The organism is Rhodococcus sp. 06-418-5 (genome assembly GCF_002258285.1).
In the GTDB taxonomy this organism is placed as follows: Bacteria; Actinomycetota; Actinomycetes; order Mycobacteriales; family Mycobacteriaceae; genus Rhodococcoides.
In genome coordinates, this window is record NZ_NOYE01000031.1 from 122,446 (window position 1) to 139,274 (window position 16,829).

The 16,829-nt window shown below is 64.8% G+C and carries 13 protein-coding genes; 4 read left to right on the forward strand and 9 right to left on the reverse strand.

The window, feature by feature from the left end:
* The first annotated feature begins 108 nt into the window (after positions 1 to 108).
* Positions 109 to 954, forward strand: a complete 846-nt coding sequence (locus CH274_RS21895) for an HAD-IB family hydrolase (RefSeq protein WP_256993658.1) — start codon at positions 109 to 111, stop codon at positions 952 to 954.
* Positions 955 to 1,357: 403 nt separating this feature from the next.
* Here CH274_RS21895 and CH274_RS21900 read toward each other — a convergent pair whose 3' ends face one another.
* From CH274_RS21900 to CH274_RS21920, 5 genes are all read right to left on the reverse strand, one after another.
* Complete coding sequence (locus CH274_RS21900; RefSeq protein ID WP_032395248.1) at positions 1,358 to 2,104, reverse strand: hypothetical protein; 747 nt, start codon at positions 2,102 to 2,104, stop codon at positions 1,358 to 1,360.
* Positions 2,105 to 2,144: 40 nt separating this feature from the next.
* Positions 2,145 to 3,818 carry an ABC transporter ATP-binding protein gene (locus CH274_RS21905; protein ID WP_094628731.1) on the reverse strand — a complete coding sequence of 558 codons (1,674 nt, stop codon included), beginning with the start codon at positions 3,816 to 3,818 and terminating at the stop codon, positions 2,145 to 2,147.
* Between the two features lies 1 nt (position 3,819).
* Entirely contained in the window at positions 3,820 to 4,758 is a 939-nt protein-coding gene (locus CH274_RS21910; protein WP_094628733.1) for an ABC transporter permease, read from the reverse strand.
* Complete coding sequence (locus tag CH274_RS21915) at positions 4,751 to 5,674, reverse strand: ABC transporter permease (RefSeq protein ID WP_094628735.1); 924 nt, start codon at positions 5,672 to 5,674, stop codon at positions 4,751 to 4,753. The genes CH274_RS21910 and CH274_RS21915 overlap by 8 nt, the downstream gene beginning before the upstream one ends.
* Positions 5,675 to 5,821: 147 nt before the next feature.
* Complete coding sequence (locus CH274_RS21920) at positions 5,822 to 7,444, reverse strand: peptide ABC transporter substrate-binding protein (protein WP_256993659.1); 1,623 nt, start codon at positions 7,442 to 7,444, stop codon at positions 5,822 to 5,824.
* Positions 7,445 to 7,888: 444 nt separating this feature from the next.
* Here CH274_RS21920 and acs point away from each other — a divergent pair, with 444 nt between their 5' ends.
* Positions 7,889 to 9,832: an acetate--CoA ligase gene (gene acs, locus CH274_RS21925; protein ID WP_045198427.1), complete on the forward strand. Its 1,944-nt coding sequence runs from the start codon at positions 7,889 to 7,891 to the stop codon at positions 9,830 to 9,832.
* Positions 9,833 to 9,873: 41 nt separating this feature from the next.
* Here the strand turns inward: acs and CH274_RS21930 are convergent, their stop codons facing one another.
* Together CH274_RS21930 and CH274_RS21935 are read right to left on the reverse strand one after the other, a co-directional pair.
* Positions 9,874 to 11,718 carry a glycosyltransferase family 39 protein gene (locus CH274_RS21930; protein ID WP_256993660.1) on the reverse strand — a complete coding sequence of 615 codons (1,845 nt, stop codon included), beginning with the start codon at positions 11,716 to 11,718 and terminating at the stop codon, positions 9,874 to 9,876.
* A gap of 152 nt (positions 11,719 to 11,870) precedes the next feature.
* A complete protein-coding gene (locus CH274_RS21935; RefSeq protein ID WP_045200857.1) occupies positions 11,871 to 13,241 on the reverse strand; it encodes an MFS transporter in 1,371 nt (456 codons plus the stop codon).
* A 247-nt stretch (positions 13,242 to 13,488) separates the two neighbouring features.
* Between CH274_RS21935 and CH274_RS21940 the strand changes: the two genes are divergently transcribed.
* Positions 13,489 to 13,983 carry a phage holin family protein gene (locus CH274_RS21940; protein ID WP_032395253.1) on the forward strand — a complete coding sequence of 165 codons (495 nt, stop codon included), beginning with the start codon at positions 13,489 to 13,491 and terminating at the stop codon, positions 13,981 to 13,983.
* A 21-nt stretch (positions 13,984 to 14,004) separates the two neighbouring features.
* A complete protein-coding gene (locus CH274_RS21945) occupies positions 14,005 to 14,937 on the forward strand; it encodes an alpha/beta fold hydrolase (protein ID WP_094646660.1) in 933 nt (310 codons plus the stop codon).
* Here the strand turns inward: CH274_RS21945 and marP are convergent.
* Positions 14,934 to 16,124, reverse strand: a complete 1,191-nt coding sequence (marP, locus tag CH274_RS21950) for an acid resistance serine protease MarP (RefSeq protein ID WP_032395255.1) — start codon at positions 16,122 to 16,124, stop codon at positions 14,934 to 14,936. The genes CH274_RS21945 and marP overlap by 4 nt on opposite strands.
* The gene (locus tag CH274_RS21955) at positions 16,121 to 16,807 is read right to left on the reverse strand and encodes an NUDIX hydrolase (protein WP_094659133.1); all 687 of its coding nucleotides are present in this window, start codon (positions 16,805 to 16,807) and stop codon (positions 16,121 to 16,123) included. Before CH274_RS21955 ends, marP begins: the two co-directional genes overlap by 4 nt.
* Positions 16,808 to 16,829: the final 22 nt, after the last annotated feature.

Consider the following 16,829-nt stretch of genomic DNA (forward strand, 5'->3'; position numbering starts at 1 on the left):
ACCCGTGGACGTCCTTGTTTGCAAGTTCAACCGTCGGCTTTTCTCGACCGCGTCGAACCGAGTCCGCCAGTGGCACCGCGCAACATCCAACGGTCACCACCGGCCACTATGGTGACAAACGTGACCCAGAGCGCGAGCAACGACGACGTCCCGGCCGGCCGACGCACAGCGCGCGTCGCGGCATTCTTCGACCTCGACAAGACGATCGTCGCCAAGTCCAGCACTTTGGCATTCAGCAAGCCGTTCTTCGACCAAGGACTCATCAACCGGCGCGCCGTTCTCAAGAGCAGCTACGCACAATTTCTGTTCCTGCTGTCCGGAGCCGATCACGACCAGATGGAGCGCATGCGCGCGCACATCGCGAGCATGACCGCAGGCTGGGACGTCGAACAGGTGCGAGCAATTGTCGCCGAAACGCTGCACAACATCGTCGACCCCCTCGTGTTCGCCGAAGCCGCCGATCTCATCGCCGACCACAAGCTCCGTGGACACGACGTCGTGGTCGTCTCGGCGTCCGGTGACGAGATCGTGCGCCCCATCGCCGAGCTGCTGGGGGCCGATCACAGCATGGCGACGACGATGGTGACCGTGGAGGGCAAGTACATCGGCGAGGTCGACTTCTACTGCTACGGCGAGGGCAAGGTCGACGCCATGAACTCTTTGGCCGCGCAACATGATTACGACTTGGCGTCGAGCTACGCGTACTCGGATTCGATCACCGACGTGCCGATGCTGCGCGCAGTCGGGCATCCCACGGCGGTCAACCCCGATCGTGCACTGCGCAAGGAAGCGGCCTCCCGCGGATGGCCGATTCTCACCTTCTCCAACCCGGTCTCGCTGCGATCACGAATCCAGACCCCGTCAGGCAAAACCGTAGCAGCAAGCGCCGCAGCAGGTTTCAGCGCTCTCGCGGCCGGCGCGATCACCTACGGACTGCTCCGAAGAAAAAGATGACGTCCAACCCCTTGATGTGAGGAGCGTCACGGGGTACAAATGACGTACGGAAGAACGGAAGGCCAAGAACGAATCGGAAGAGAAGATTCGCTCTCCCGACCGGGATTCCCAGCACGGACACCGGCACCCACGCGGAGCTTGCCACCTAATGGCAGAAGCGCTGTGGGCCTGCGACATTCGTCAGTGATCAGCAAGAACCCTGCACCGGTTGCAGGGATGACCTCATCACCGTCGAATTCTCGCCGAGGCCACGTGGTAGTCCATCACAGCCCACCTGTGCACGCTTGGTAACCAGGCGCTCCGTGCTAACGGGCGGCGACGTCGACGCAAGTCGGCATCGCCGCCCTTTTATATGCTCACTACTGCAGGCTCCGCTCGCGGCCCTTTTACGTGTGCACAACTCCTACTGAGCAGCCTCGGCAATCGAAGTCGCTTCTGCCGCACCGGCTTCGAATGCCCCGCAGCACAGGATCACCCAACTCCCGACGCCGGTTGCCGTACCCTCCGCGAATCCTGTCGCGCCGTCTCGGTAGGCATTCGCCCGACGCATCCAGCTCACCTCCGGTACTCCCAGGTTGTGGGGGTCGAATCCCGACGACGCTGCCACCAGTCGCGATGCAGCCCGCGCAACGATGCCGTCGGCCGATCCGAAAGCTTTGAGCGTCAACAGTTCACCGTGCACCACCGCCGCGATCACCGGGGCCGGTGCCGACGTTCCACCGGTCACCAGCTGTGCGAGGAGGTCGAGTCGCTCGCCGACACCTGCATCGCTGCGGGGACGGCCGAGCTCGGAGGCGTCGTCGACGAGGTCGGCTGCGGCCAACAGGTGCAGTCGTGCGAGGGTCTGCAGCGGTGCGCGCTTCCACGTCGAGACCGTGTTCTGCAGCGCATCACCGTCGAGGGCGGCCGCGACTCGCAGCGCACCCGCCAGAATGGGGTCGCCTTCTTCGCCCTCGCGGGGGAAATCCATCGAACCGCCCTCGAGCGTCGACGACGAGCGAGCCGCACGGACCGCGGCCTCGGCGGCGGTGGCCGGCCATCCCCGACGATTGGCCTTGTGCCGATGCACCGCGCCCAGAGCGTCGCGCGCACGTTCGGCGGAGTCGAGAACTCCAGGTAGTTCCAGCAGTGGGGCGAGGGGGTCCGTCACGACAGACGACGGTACCCCCTCCCCCACTCGGCGTTTTCGCCTACTTCGCTCCGGCCGCCAACAGCTCGGCGCGCGCCTGACGACGCTTGGCCTGTTCGGCCGGGTCCGGCACCGGAACGGCCGCGAGCAACCGCTTGGTGTACTCGTTGGTCGGCCGACGCAGAATCTGATCCGTCGTACCGAACTCGGCCAACTTGCCCTTGTTCAACACCGCGATGCGCTTGGCCAGCACCTCCACGACAGCGAGGTCGTGACTGATGAACAGGCATGCGAACCCGTACTCGTGCTGGAGTTCCTTGAACAGCTCGAGCACCTTGGCCTGCACCGACACGTCGAGCGCAGACGTCGGTTCGTCGGCCACCAGCAGCGTCGGCTCCAGGGCGAGTGCCCGCGCGATACCGACTCGCTGACGTTGACCGCCGGACAGCTGGTGCGGGTAGCGGTTGCGCATGGTCCGCGACAGGTGGACCCGGTCGAGCAATTCCTCGACCTTGCGGTTCCGCTCTGCAGCACTGTGCTCGGTGTGCAACAGCATCGGCTCGGCAATCGACTGTCCGATCGGCCAGCGTGGGTTCAGCGACGAACCCGGATCCTGGAACACGATGCCGACCTTGCTGCGCACCGACCGCAGCTCACGATTCGACAGGTTGGTGATGTCGACCCCTGCGATCGACAACGAGCCGCCGGTGAGCTTGTTCAGTCCCACCACGGCCTTGCCGATCGTGGACTTACCCGAGCCCGATTCACCGACGAGCCCGACGACCTCACCCATCTCGATGTCGAGGCTGACCCCGTCGACGGCCCGGAACACGGTGCGGCCCGGATACTCGATGACACCGTCGACGATGCTCAGTGCCCGGGTCTCCTCGACGGCACTCGGCTCGGCGATCCTCCCGGCGGTCACGGCCTCGATGCTGCTGCCCAGGTGCGGAACCGAGGCAAGCAACTGCTGCGTGTACGGATGCGACGCGTTCTTGAAAATAGTGTGCGCAGCATCGGTTTCGACGATGACGCCGTCCTTCATCACCGCGATGCGATCGGCCATGTCGGCCACCACGCCCATGTCGTGAGTGATGAGCACGATCGACGCATCGATTCGGTTACGCAGGTCTCGCATCAGGTCGAGGATCTCGGCCTGCACCGTCACGTCCAGAGCCGTGGTCGGCTCGTCCGCGATCAGCAGGGACGGATCCGAGGACAGTGCCTGGGCGATCATGGCGCGCTGACGCTGACCACCGGAGAGCTGGTGCGGGTAGAAGTCGACCCGCGTCTCCGGATCCGGCATCTCGACGAGCTTCAGGAGTTCCACGGCCCGCGCCTTGGCTTCCTTCTTCGACAGCGAAGTGTGTGCCCGAATGGCCTCGGTGATCTGCCAGCCGATCGAGTACACCGGATTGAGCGCCGTCATCGGTTCCTGGAAGATCACCGCGACGTTCTTGCCGCGGATGGGTGCGAGCTGCTTCTCGGGCAGCCCGACCAGTTCCTTCTCACCCAGCTTGATGCTGCCCGACACCCGCGAATTATCGGCCAGCAGACCCGGGACGGCCATGGCGGTGGTCGACTTGCCGGAGCCGGATTCACCGACGATGGCCAGCACCTCGCCGGAGGCGACCGTGAACGAGACGGTGTCGACCGCCTTGCGCCACACCTTCTCGACCTCGAACTCGACCGTCAGATCGGTCACGCTCAGAACGGTGTCCTTCGCAGTACTCATGTCAGTTCCGTTTCGGATCGAGTGCGTCACGGAGTGCGTCGCCGAGCATGATGAACGCCAGCACCGTGACGGAGAGGAACGCGGCCGGGAACAGCACCAGGTGCGGTGCCGTCAGGAACACGTTCTGACCGAGGTTGATCTGCAGGCCCCAGGAGATCTCGGGAGCTTGCAATCCGATTCCGAGGAAGGTCAGCGTCGCCTCGGCCGCGATGAACGTACCCACCGAGATGGTGGCGTAGATGATCACCGGAGCCAGAGCGTTGGGCAGGATGTGTCGCACCAATATGCGGTAGGTCGACGCTCCCAATGCCTGTGCAGCCTGGACGTATTCACTGTTCTTGATCGAGATCACCGACGATCGCACCAGACGCATCGCGGTCATCCAGCCGAAGGCCACCAGGGCGAGCGAGACGGTGAAGATGGTGCGCTGGGCGGTGACGGTCAGCAGGATCAGGGCACCCAGGAGTAGCGGAATGCCGAAGAACACATCGGTGAAGCGCGCCAGGATGCTGTCTGTGATTCCACCGAAGTACCCGGCGAGAGCACCGATGAGGACGCCGATGACCAGCACTCCGATGACCGAGAGCACACCGATGGACAGCGAGATCCGAGCACCGTAGATGACGTTGGCGTAGTAGTCGCAGCCCTGGACGTCGGTGCCGAACCAGTGTGCAGCGCTGGGAGTCTGACGGGAATCGGACAGCGAACACACTCGCGGATCGATGCCGCGGGCAAACAGCTGCGGGAACACCGCCATCACCAACAGCACCAACAGCAGGAACGTGCCGATGATGAAGAACGGACTCTTCCGCAAAAACTTCCACGCGTTGCCCCACAGGCTGGCCTGACCGACCAACTCGACGGCCTCGCCGGTGACGACGTTCCCGGGCTGGCCCTCCTCTGCGGCGTGCTGAGCTGCGCTCGAATCTTCTTTATTCATAGCGAATCCTTGGATCGAGAACCGCGTAGAGAACGTCCACCACGAGGTTGAAGAAGATGTAGAAGAACACGAAGAGCGTCACGATGCCGACGACGACGGCACCTTCCTGACGGGCCAGGCCGTCGTAGATCGCGCGACCGAGACCGGGCAGGTTGAACACCGTTTCGGTCACGATGGCACCGCCCAGCAGTCCACCGACGTCGGCACCGATGAAGGTGACGACGGGAATCAACGAGTTGCGCAGCGCGTGCCGAACGATGATGCGGCGGTTGCTGATTCCCTTCGACTTCGCGGTGCGGATGTAGTCCGCGGCCATCGATTCGGCGACCGATGTCCTGGTCAACCGCGCGACGTAGGCCATCGACAGCGATGCGAGCACGAGGCCGGGCAGCAGGAAGCTCGACCAGCCGTCGTTGATGCCGGAGATCGGGAAGAGCCCCAACTTCAGACCGAGGGTGAACTGGGCGATGAAGCCGAGAACGAACACCGGGACCGACACCAGCAGCGTCGTCGAGATGAGCACCAGGTTGTCGAAGAACGATCCGCGCTTGAGGGCGGCGAGCACACCTGCGGCGATGCCCATGACGGTCTCGATGACGACGGCCACGATGGTCAACCGGACCGTGACCGGAAGTGCCCGCTCGATGGTGTCGAGGACGGGGCGTCCGGAGAAGTCGGTGCCGAAGTCGCCCTGGAAGAAGCCGCCGATGTACTTGAAGTACTGCACGAAGAGGTTGTCGTCGAGGTTGAAATCTTCTCGCAGCTGGGCGACGACGCCCGGTGCGAGGGGACGATCTCCGGCGAGGGCGCGGATGGGATCACCCGGCAGCGCGTAGACCATCGCGAAGATCAAGAACGAGGAGCCGATCAGGACGGGAATCGTCAGCAGTAATCGGCGAGTGATGTAGCGACCCACTGTGTGTCTTCTCCTTGAACAAGGGACGAACCTGCGCCTCGGGTCTTGCCGGCGCAGGTCGGTGTGGGACTCATGCGACCCACGGTTGAACGAGACCCGGTGGGTGGCAACCGATCATGCTCGGCTGCCACCCACCTGGGTGCGTCGTCAGCTGACTACGACGTCCTCGAGAACGATGTTGCCTCGGTTGTCGATCTTGACGTCGGAGACGCGATCGGACCACACGGCCTGGTTCAGGCCGTAGAACAGCGGGGTCGCGGGCATCTGGTCGATCAAGATGTCCTCTGCCTTCTGGTAGTCCTCCGTTGCAGCGTCGATATCTGCAGCGTTGTTTCCTTCTGCCAGTGCGGCGTCGAAGGCCGGATCGTTGAAGAAGGTCGCGTTGCTACCGGCCGGCGGCAGAGCCGACGCCGAGTACAGCGGGGAGAGGAAGTTGTAGATCGACGGGTAGTCCATGATCCAGCCCGAGCGGAACGGACCGGTCATGCCCTGAGCGTCCTGCAGCGGCAGGTACTGGGCGAACTGCAGATCGCCGCGGAGTGCGTAGTCGACACCCAGGTTCTCGCGAAGCTGGTTGCCCACGGCGGTCATCCACGAGTCGTGACCTGCTCCGGCGTTGAACCACAGGTCGACCGGCTGGCTACGGTCGAAACCGGCCTCGTCGAGCAGACGGTTGGCCTCGTCCGCGTTGAGCTCACAGGTGGCACCGCATGCATCCTCGCGGTAGCCGTCGACGACGGGAGAAGCGAAAGAGTCTGCGGGGGTGCGGGTGTCGGTGAAGATCGCGGTTGCGATGGCCTGACGATCGATGGCCATCGAGAATGCCTTGCGCACGTTCGGATCCCGGAACCGCGGGTCGTACGTCGGGAAGCCGAGCGAGGTGATGTCCGGGCGAGCGCGCTCACCGTACCGGTCACCGAACGTGTCGCGGGCGGTGGCCCACGCATCCTCGGGCAGGTCGAGCATGACGTCGAGTCCGCCGCCCTGAACGTCGTTGTAGCCGGTGCTCACCTCGGTGTAGACCTTGAAGTTGACGCCTGCGGACTGGGCGGGGTTGTCGCCTGCGTAGTCGTCGTACTTGGTGACGGTGAATCCCTGTCCCGGAACGAAGTCCGAGTCGGCCTTGAACGGACCGTTACCGATCGGGCGGGCGCCGTATGCGGTCGGGTCGGCGTAGAACGCCTCGGGCAGTGGGTCGAACGCGGTGTAACCGAGAGTCAGCGGGAAGATTGCGAACGGTCCGGTGAGCTTGACGGTGAAGGTCGTCTCGTCGACGACGTTCAGACCGCTCAGTTCGGTCGCGGTGGGCTCGGCGGTCTCGCTGCCCTGCAGATCTGCGTAGCCTTCGATGTTCTCGAAGAAGTACGAGGCACCGAATGCGTTGGTGCTCAACGCGTTGTAGCTCCAGGCCTTGGTGTAGGACTCGGCCGTGACAGGGGTGCCGTCGTGGAACGTCCAGCCGTCCTTGAGCTTGACGGTCCAGGTGGTGTTGTCCTCGGATTCGACGGACTCGGCAACGCCGTTGTACTCGACGCTGTTGTCCTCGTCGTTGAACGTGACCAGCGGAGTGAAGAGGGCCTCGAGGACCTGGCTGCCTTCGCTCTCGGTGGTGTTTCCGGGAACCAACGGGTTCTCCGGCTCACCGATGTAGATGCTGTAGATCCCGTCGGAACTGCCACCGGAGCTCGAGCCTCCACCGCCACAGGCGGCGAGCAGGCTCGCACTCATCAGCACAGCCGTGGTGACTACCACGGCACGTTTGATACGCAAGAAAATCCTCCATCCAGATGTGAACACGGGGTCATCCGTGCTCAGTTCCTCGGGCGCGACGCCCGGGGATTCGTGGGCGACCGCATGGCACGGCAGGTGGGCCGTTCCAACGATCTGATGGGATGGACTTTAGACACATCCTGAAACGAACATGTGAACTCCCCCAACTTTTGCTGACCCGTGAGTAAGCCGGAAACATGATCGAAACGTTTCGGCAAGTCGATTTCTCACAGTTCGGACATCCTCGTCGCCACGGGTCCACGCCGACGGCCCCGATGACCGCCCAGCGTGCAGAAACTACCGATCACCGCAGATCAGGGGGTTGCAGGCGATTGCAACGGTGCGATCGCCATCACATGTGACTACCCTCACAAGGGGCTCGAGACAGGCACGGGAGTGCAGTTTCATGAGCGAAATGCACCGGACGAAAGTGAGCTATTCGAGATGACGACCAGTACCTCCGGAACCGACGAGACCGCGGTTGCCTCCTACGCGCCGTCGGCCGAGTTCACGGCTACGGCGAACGCCGGGGCCGAGCTCTACGCCGCCGCCGAGGAGGACCGACTCGGCTTCTGGGCCGAACAGGCTCGCCGACTCCACTGGCACACCCCGTTCACCGAAGTACTCGACTGGTCCGACGCCCCCGTAGCCAAGTGGTTCGCCGACGGCGAGCTCAACGTCGCCTACAACTGCGTCGACCGCCACGTCCTCGACGGACACGGCGACCAGGTGGCCATCCACTGGGAAGGCGAGCCAGGCGACAGCCGCGACGTCACCTACTCCGATCTGCTCGCAGACGTCAGCCAGGCCGCCAACACCCTGACCGAACTCGGCCTCGTCTCCGGAGACCGCGTCGCGATCTACATGCCCATGATCCCCGAGGCCATCGTCTCGATCCTCGCGTGCGCACGCCTGGGCCTGACCCACTCGGTCGTCTTCGCCGGCTTCTCGGCCACCGCACTGCGCTCACGCATCGACGACGCCGAAGCCAAGCTCGTCATCACCACCGACGGCCAGTGGCGACGCGGCAAGCCCGCACCCATCAAGGACACCGTCGACGAGGCCGTCGACGGGGCGGCTTCGATCGAACACGTCCTCGTCGTCAAGCGCACCGACTCCGACGTCGCCTGGACCGACGGACGCGATCTGTGGTGGCACGAGACCGTCGCGAAGGCATCGAAAGAACATGAGGCACAGCCTTTCCCGGCCGAGCATCCGCTGTTCATCCTCTACACCTCGGGTACGACGGGTAAGCCCAAGGGCATCATCCACACCTCCGGCGGCTACCTGACGCAGACCTCGTACACCCACCACAACGTCTTCGACCACAAGGCAGGCAAGGACGTCTACTGGTGCACCGCCGACATCGGCTGGGTCACCGGACACTCCTACATCGTCTACGGCCCGCTCTCCAACCGCGCCACGCAGGTCGTCTACGAGGGAACGCCCAATTCGCCCGACGAGCACCGGCATTGGAACGTCATCGAGAAGTACAAGGTCTCGATCTACTACACCTCTCCCACCCTCGTGCGCACGTTCATGAAGTGGGGCAAGGAAATCCCCGAGGCCCACGATCTGTCCTCGATCCGTCTGCTCGGTTCCGTCGGCGAGCCGATCAACCCCGAGGCGTGGCGCTGGTTCCGCGACGTCGTCGGCGGCGGCAGCGCCCCGATCGTCGATACCTGGTGGCAGACCGAGACCGGCGCGATCATGATCTCCCCGCTGCCCGGCGTCACCGCCACCAAGCCGGGCTCCGCGATGGCCCCGCTGCCCGGTATCTCCGCCAAGATCGTCGACGACGACGCCAAGCCACTGGGCAACGGCGGCAACGGTTATCTCGTCCTCGACGAGCCGTGGCCGTCGATGCTGCGCGGCATCTGGGGCGACATGGACCGCTACAAGGAAACGTACTGGTCGCGCTACGCCGAGGAGGGCTGGTACTTCGCCGGTGACGGTGCCAAGTACGACGAGGACGGTGCCCTGTGGGTCCTCGGCCGCGTCGACGACGTCATGAACGTCTCCGGCCACCGCATCTCCACCTCCGAGGTGGAGTCGGCCCTGGTCAGCCATCACAGTGTCGCCGAGGCCGCAGTGGTCGGTGCCGCCGACGAGACCACCGGTCAGGGCATCGTCGCATTCGTCATCCTGCGCGGCGGCGAGGAGAACACCGGCGATGCGTTGATCGCCGAACTCAAAGCTCAGGTCTCCAAGGAAATTTCGCCGATCGCCAAGCCGCGGGAGATCTCCATCGTTCCCGAGCTGCCGAAGACCCGATCGGGCAAGATCATGCGCCGCCTGCTGCGCGACGTGGCCGAGGGCCGCGAACTCGGCGACGTGTCCACCCTCGTCGACCCCAAGGTGTTCGAGGCGATCACGAAGGGTCGCTAGCGCTCCCATGTGAGTGAAACTTCGTAGCCTGCTACGAGGTTTCACTCACATGCGGCGCAGCCGCTCAGATCGAACACCGTGTAGTCGCCGACGGTTTCGGGTGTGAAGGTCGCTGTCACCCAGTCAGCGATCGCCGACGGTCGGTTCTTGTCGGTGCCGGCGATGAAGTAGTGGATTTTTCCGGCTGCCACGTCGGCCCGGAACTGGTCGAGCGTGGGCGACGGGTCGGTTCCGGAGAACCCGCCCACCGGCATCACCGGGTCGTCGGTCGCGAGCTGTAGGCCCGCGGCGGCGTTGGATCCGATCGTCGCCGCCACCCAGGTGTAGTGCTGTGCATCGGATTCGAGCAGCCCGGTGAGTTGGTCGTCCGGTGCCTGGGCAGTGAAGTGCGCCGAGTGCCCGGCATTGTCGTCGGGCACTCCGGTTCTGGACCCTGCCGCCTCGGACGGAATCGAGGGGCCCGCCGATGGACCTCCCCCACTGTGCGGGGTGACGACAGTGTCGGCGACATACGCGACCGGCCCCGCCAACGCGACAGCCAGAGCGACTGCTCCCAACGCCATCGATGCCTGCCGAGATCCCCGGAACAGCAGCGCGACGGCCACGATCACTCCCGCTGCCAACACGACCCACCGCAGCCACGGCACGAAGTCGGGAGTGCGGGCGAGAAAGACGAACGACGTTGCCGTGGTAACAGCCGAAACGAGCGCGAGAATCACACGCGCCCAAACTCTCTCGCGTCGCACCCACAGTTCACGCAGGGCAGCGCCGACGATCGCGGCGATCGCCGGCGCGATCACGATCGTGTAGTACGAGTGGAAGGTGCCCGACATGAAGCTGAACACCAGCGAGCACCCGACGAGCCACAATCCCCACATCACGAACCAGGCGCGAGCGAAGTCCCGTCGAGGAGCTGTGCCGCGCATGATGATTCCCGCCACCACGAGCACCAGCGCAGCCGGAATCAGCCACGAGATCTGACCACCCTGGGCATCCGCGAACAAGCGGGTGATTCCCGTCTGCGCACCGTGCCCGGCCGGGCCTGCACTGCCCGAAAACGACTCCGCGACGCCGCCGTGTTCGTTTCCCGTCAGTCGGCCCAGGCCGTTGTAACCGAACGTCAGGTCCAGAATGCTGTCGGTCTTCGACCCGCCGACCCACGGCCGGTCGGCAGCCGGAACCAACTGGACGATCGCGACCCACCACCCGGCCGTCACGAGCACCGCCGCACCGGCCGCCAGTAGCTGGAGAAGTCGAACGCCGAGCCTCGGTGGACCGAACGCCGCGTACGTCACGGCAAGAGCCGGCACGACGAGGAACGCCTGGAGTTGCTTCGTCAGAAACCCCAGGCCGACAACAGCTCCGGTGAGCACCAACCATCGAGTTCGCCCGTCCTCGAGCGCGTGAAGCATCGCCCACGCTGCCCCCAACAAGGTGAGGGTGAGGAGGGCGTCGGGATTGTCGTAGCGGAACATCAGGGCGAAGGTCGGCGTCGTCGCCAGTACTGCGCCCGCGATCGATGCGGCCCCGTAGCCGAATCGACGGGCGACGATCGCGTACATGATTCCCACGCTCAGCACAGCCATCAGCACCTGCGGTAGCAGCAACGACCACGAGTTGAGGCCGAAGATCCGCACGGACAGTTCCATGATCCACAGCGACGCAGGCGGCTTGTCCACCGTGATGGAGTTCGCGGCGTCGGACGAACCGAAGAGGAAGGCCTTCCAGCTCACCGAGCCAGCTTGAACGGCGGCTGCGTAGAAGGAATTACCCCAGTGCTCGCGGTTCAGATCGAGGGCGTAGGCCCCTGCGGTCGCAACGAGAAGGGCGGCGAGAGTGGGCATTGCCCAGCGCGGGCGAGCGATGTCGCGTTCGAGGACGGTCACAGTCGATCACTGTTGCCCCCGATCCTGAGGATGTGCGATCAAGTTGCTGACAATCGCCCGTCAATCGTCGCAGCGGACGAAAACGAGCGGACCCACGTGAGCGGAAATTCGACCCCTGCTACGAATTTCCGCTCACGTGCGGCGCAGCCGCTCTACACGCTGTCGAGCGACTGATCTCGTGTTTCCTTCATGATGATCAGCGAGATCAGCGTCAACGCTGCGGCGATGGCGAGGTACACGCCCACCCAGCCGACGCCGTAGCTGCTCACCAGCCAGGTGGCGATGAACGGTGCGACTGCGGCACCGAGGATCGACGCGGTGTTGTACGAGATTCCCGAGCCCGTGTACCGAACGTTCGTCGGAAACAGTTCGGGCAGAACGGCACTCATCGGTCCGAAGGTCAGGCCCATCAGCCCGAGGCCGACGCACATGAACACCAGCATCTTGCCTGCCGAGGCGGACGCCGGATCTGCGAACCAGTGGAACGACAGACCGAACAGCACGATCGCCGACGTGATGACGATCAGCGTGGGGCGACGGCCGTACTTGTCGGCCAGCAGTCCGGCCACCGGAATCAGCGCCGCGAAGAACAGCACCGCGATCAGCTGGAGCTCGAGGAAGTCGGTGTACGGGATGGCCAGCTTGGGGCCGTTGACGTCGGCCACCTTGCCCGTTCCGTAGCTGACCACCCACGTGGTCATGATGTAGAACAGCGTGTAGGTGGCGAGCATGACGAACGTTCCGATGATCAGCTGACGCCAACTGGTCTTGAACACCTGCGCCAGCGGGGTCTTGACCTTCTGGCCCCGCTCGACGGCCAGCTTGAACACCGGCGTCTCCTCCAGCTTGAGCCGCACGTACAGGCCGATGATGACCATGACGGCGCTGAGCAGGAACGGGATTCGCCAACCCCATGTGAGGAACGCGTGATCGGTGCCCGAGTTCACGGAGTCGTAGCCCGTCGCGATGACGATGAGCAGGAAGATGCCGTTGGCGAAGAAGAAGCCGATCGGCGCGCCCAGCTGCGGGTACATCGCCGCCCACGCTCGCTTGCCCGGCTTGGCGGTTTCGGTGGCCAGCAACGCTGCCCCGCTCCACTCGCCGCCGAGACCGACGCCCTGGGTGAAGCGCATGATCGCCAGCAGAGCCGGAGCCCACAGGCCGACCGCGGCGTACGTCGGCAACAGTCCGATCGCGAACGTCGCGACACCCATCGTCAGCAGGGAGCCGACGAGCGTCGCCTTGCGTCCGATGCGATCGCCGAAGTGGCCGAACAGAATCGACCCGACGGGCCGCGCGATGAACGCCAGGCCGAAGGTCGCGAACGACGCCAGCAGAGCGGTGGTGTCGTTGCCCGCGGGGAAGAACAGACGCGGGAAGACGAGCACTGCGGCGGTGGCATAGATGTAGAAGTCGAAGAACTCGATGGACGTGCCGACCATCGAGGCGATCACGATGCGCGACCGCGGCACCTGGGGTGCGGGAATGGCGCCGTCGGCGGTGACGGCGTGTGCTGAACTCACGAATGCTCCTGAAGGGGGAAGTTCCCTGCAAATTACCTGATGAACACCTGAGAATTTCACGCCCCGGGGCTGTTCGTTGCCGGTTCGTGCAACATTGTCGTGTTTGCCCTCGCGGACGCGGAGGTACCCGGCCACGACAGCCGAGCGTCGCTCGACTAGCGGGAAACAGTTAATCTGCTACCTAGGCACTACTGTCGATACGATCTTCCGCACAACACCGAGCAGAGCAATTACAAGGGGTCGAGAGTTGAGCGTCAGCAATGACAAGGGATACGGCAACGGCGTCCCGAACACGATTTCGTCGATACCTCTGACCGATGTCGATGCCCGCACCCCTGGTAGCGCCAGCATCGGAAACCTCGTCAAGGACGCCACCACTCAGGTCTCGACGCTCGTACGCGCCGAAGTCGCCCTCGCCAAGGCCGAGGTCACCGGCGAGGTCAAGAAGGGACTGCAGGGCAGCGTCTTCTTCATCATCGCGTTGACGGTGTTGCTGTTCAGCTCGTTCTTCTTCTTCTTCTTCGCCGCCGAACTGCTGGACGTGTGGCTCTACCGCTGGGCGGCATTCCTGATCGTGTTCGCCGTCATGGTGTTGGCGGCGGCCCTGTTCGGATTCCTCGGATACCGCAGGGTCAAGAAGTTGCGCAAGCCCGAGAAGACCATCGACTCGCTCAAGCAGGCGTCGACGGTGCTGCCGAACCAGCACGATTCCATCCCCGGAGTTCCCGGCTACAAGAAGTAGTAGCCCGGCGAGTCGAGCAGTATGAATCAGCCCGATCCGTCCACGGTCCGATATCCGGGACAGTGGATCCACCGCGACATCCACGCCAACGGAATTCGGTTCCATGTCGTCGAGGTCGGCGAGCACGCGCCGGACGCACCGTTGGTGGTTCTGCTGCACGGCTTCGCCGACTTCTGGTACTCCTGGCGACACCAACTCGAGGCGCTATCGCGGTCGGGTGTTCGCGCCATTGCCGTCGACCTGCGCGGATACGGTGACTCCGACAAGCCTCCACGCGGCTACGACGGGTGGACCCTGGCGGGCGACATCGTCGGCCTGGTTCGAGCACTCGGTTACCCGAACGCCACCTTCGTCGGCCACGCCGACGGCGGTCTCGTCTGCTGGGCCAGTGCAGCGCTGCACCCCCGCCTGGTGAACTCGATGGTGCTCGTCAACGCGCCGCATCCCATCTCTCTGCGTCGCTCCGTGTTGAAGGACTCGGCGCAGCGCGCCGCCCTGCTGCCCCACTTCGTTCGCTACCAGGTTCCGCTGCGCCCCGAGAGACTGCTGACGCGTCGAGGCGGTGTCGCGGTGGAAGAACTGATGAGCAGCCGCGCCGGGAACGCGTGGCAGCGCACCGAGGATTTCGCGGACACCACGGCCAAGATGCGGTCGGCCATCCGTATTCCGGGGGCTGCGCACTGCGCACTGGAATATCAGCGGTGGGCGTTCCGCAGTCAGTTCCGTTCCGACGGCCGCCGCTTCATGGACGCCGTGGACGTCCGCACCTCGATTCGCGTCGCGCAGATCAGCGGCGACCTGGACCCGTACGTCCTGCCCACCACCCTCGACAGAGATCGGCACTGGGCTCCGGGGCTGACGCGTCGAACAGTGCGAGACGTGGGGCATTACGTGCACCAGGAATCCCCCGACGTGGTGTCGGAGGAGATCCTGCGGGTCGTGCGCGAGCGCTAGACGATGCAGTCGCCCGTGCCCACCGGCACCGGGGCATCGAAACTCTGCGCGAGCTCGTCCGCGATCTCCGACGCGGTCAGCACGAATCCGGTGTCGGGGTCGTCGACCGCCGCGCCGAACACCACACCGAGTACCTCACCGGACGAGTTGACCAGCGGTCCACCGGAATTGCCCTGCCGCACCGATCCGCGGACGGTGTAGACCTCGCGTTGGACGGTGCCGGTGCGGTAGATGTCCGGTCCGCTGAGGTTGATGATCTCGCGGATGCGCGCCGGGCTCGCCGTGTACGGCCCGCCCCCGGGGTAGCCGAGCACGATGGCGTCGGTTCCGGATTCGGCAGGTGCCGGCGCGAACGGCAAGACCGGGGCCTGAAGCTCCGAAACCCGAAGCACGGCAACGTCTTCTTCCGGGTCGAACAGCACGACGTCGGCGTCGAGCGGTCCGTTGGGCGAATCGACCGTCACCTCGGACGTGCCTGCGACGACGTGTGCATTGGTCATCACCAGATCCGATCCGACGACGAAACCCGAACCTTCCAACGCCTTCTGGCAGCTCGGCGCGATGCCGTTGATCTTGATGACGCTCGATTGCAGTTGCACCGGAATCGGTCCCGCTGCGATCCCGGAATCGGGTGCGGCGACGTTCGCGACCGGAGTGCGTCCGAACGGTCCGATGACGTCGGGAAGCCCGGACGTATCGAGTAGCGCCGAGAATTCCTTGGGCACCTGACGTAACCAGTCGGGTGCCACCTCGTCGACTTTGCCCAGAACCGTCGAGCCGCGTACAGCGCTGGCGACCTCGGGCTGCGAGGACGACGTCAGTGGAATGGCGAGCAGCCACGCGGCCGCGAGAACGGCTGCGGCCTGCAACCCGGCACCGATGGTGCTGTCGACCGATCGTGCTGCGCGCGAATGGATTCCGCTGCGCAATGCCCGACCGAGAACCATGCCGGCCACCTCACCGACGATCACCAACACCACGATCAGCGCGATTCCGACGAACACCCGCGTCCGCGAACCGTCGACGTGTTCGAGCACGTGCGGTGCCACCAGAATGCCGGCGACGGCCCCGAGCACGACACCGAGAAACGCCAGCGCCGACGCCACCGCCCCCTGCCGCCATCCCGACGTCGCCGCCAGCAGTGCGATGGCAACCACCGCGATATCGACCCACCCTGAACCTGTCACCGATCGAGCCTCGCTCCTACCGCAGTCAAGCTGGCCTCCAGATCGCGTATGTCCCCCGTGTCCCACTCGGGCTCCCAGCCCGATACAGCCAGCAGACCCGCCAGGATACCGCCCGTGAAGCCCCACACCAGCATGCCCTGCACAGCGAACGCGGGACCCTGGTATCCCGCAGGGTGGCGTACCTGGAATCTGTTGTTCGGATCGAGCAACTCGCGCAACGGAACTCGCACCACTCTCTCGGTCTCGCCGGGATCGACGACGCGAACCGGGGTCGGCCGCTCCCAGTACGAGAGCACCGGAACCACGTCGAAGCGCGAGGGCGGAACGTAAATTCCTGGCATCGTCGCCAACGCGACGACGCCTGCCGGGTCGAGCCCGGTCTCCTCCTGCGCCTCCCGCAGTGCCGTGCCGATCGGGCCGTCGTCGCCCGGGTCGGTGGCTCCGCCGGGAAAGGCGATCTGCCCGCTGTGATCTCGCAGTGTCGATGCACGCTGGGTCAGCAGGACGTCGGCGTCGGCAGGCAGTCCGCCGGGCGCACCGGGATCGGCGACGGGTGTGCCGCCGAACAGCACCAGCACGGCGGCGGACCGCGGCCGGTCGGACGGCGGCGCTTGACGCTGCAGCACGGGGTTGGTGCCGGTGGTGTCGGTGAGTCCGCCCGCCCTGCCTGCGACGTCGATCATGCGCCCGAGCCAGTCGGGTGCG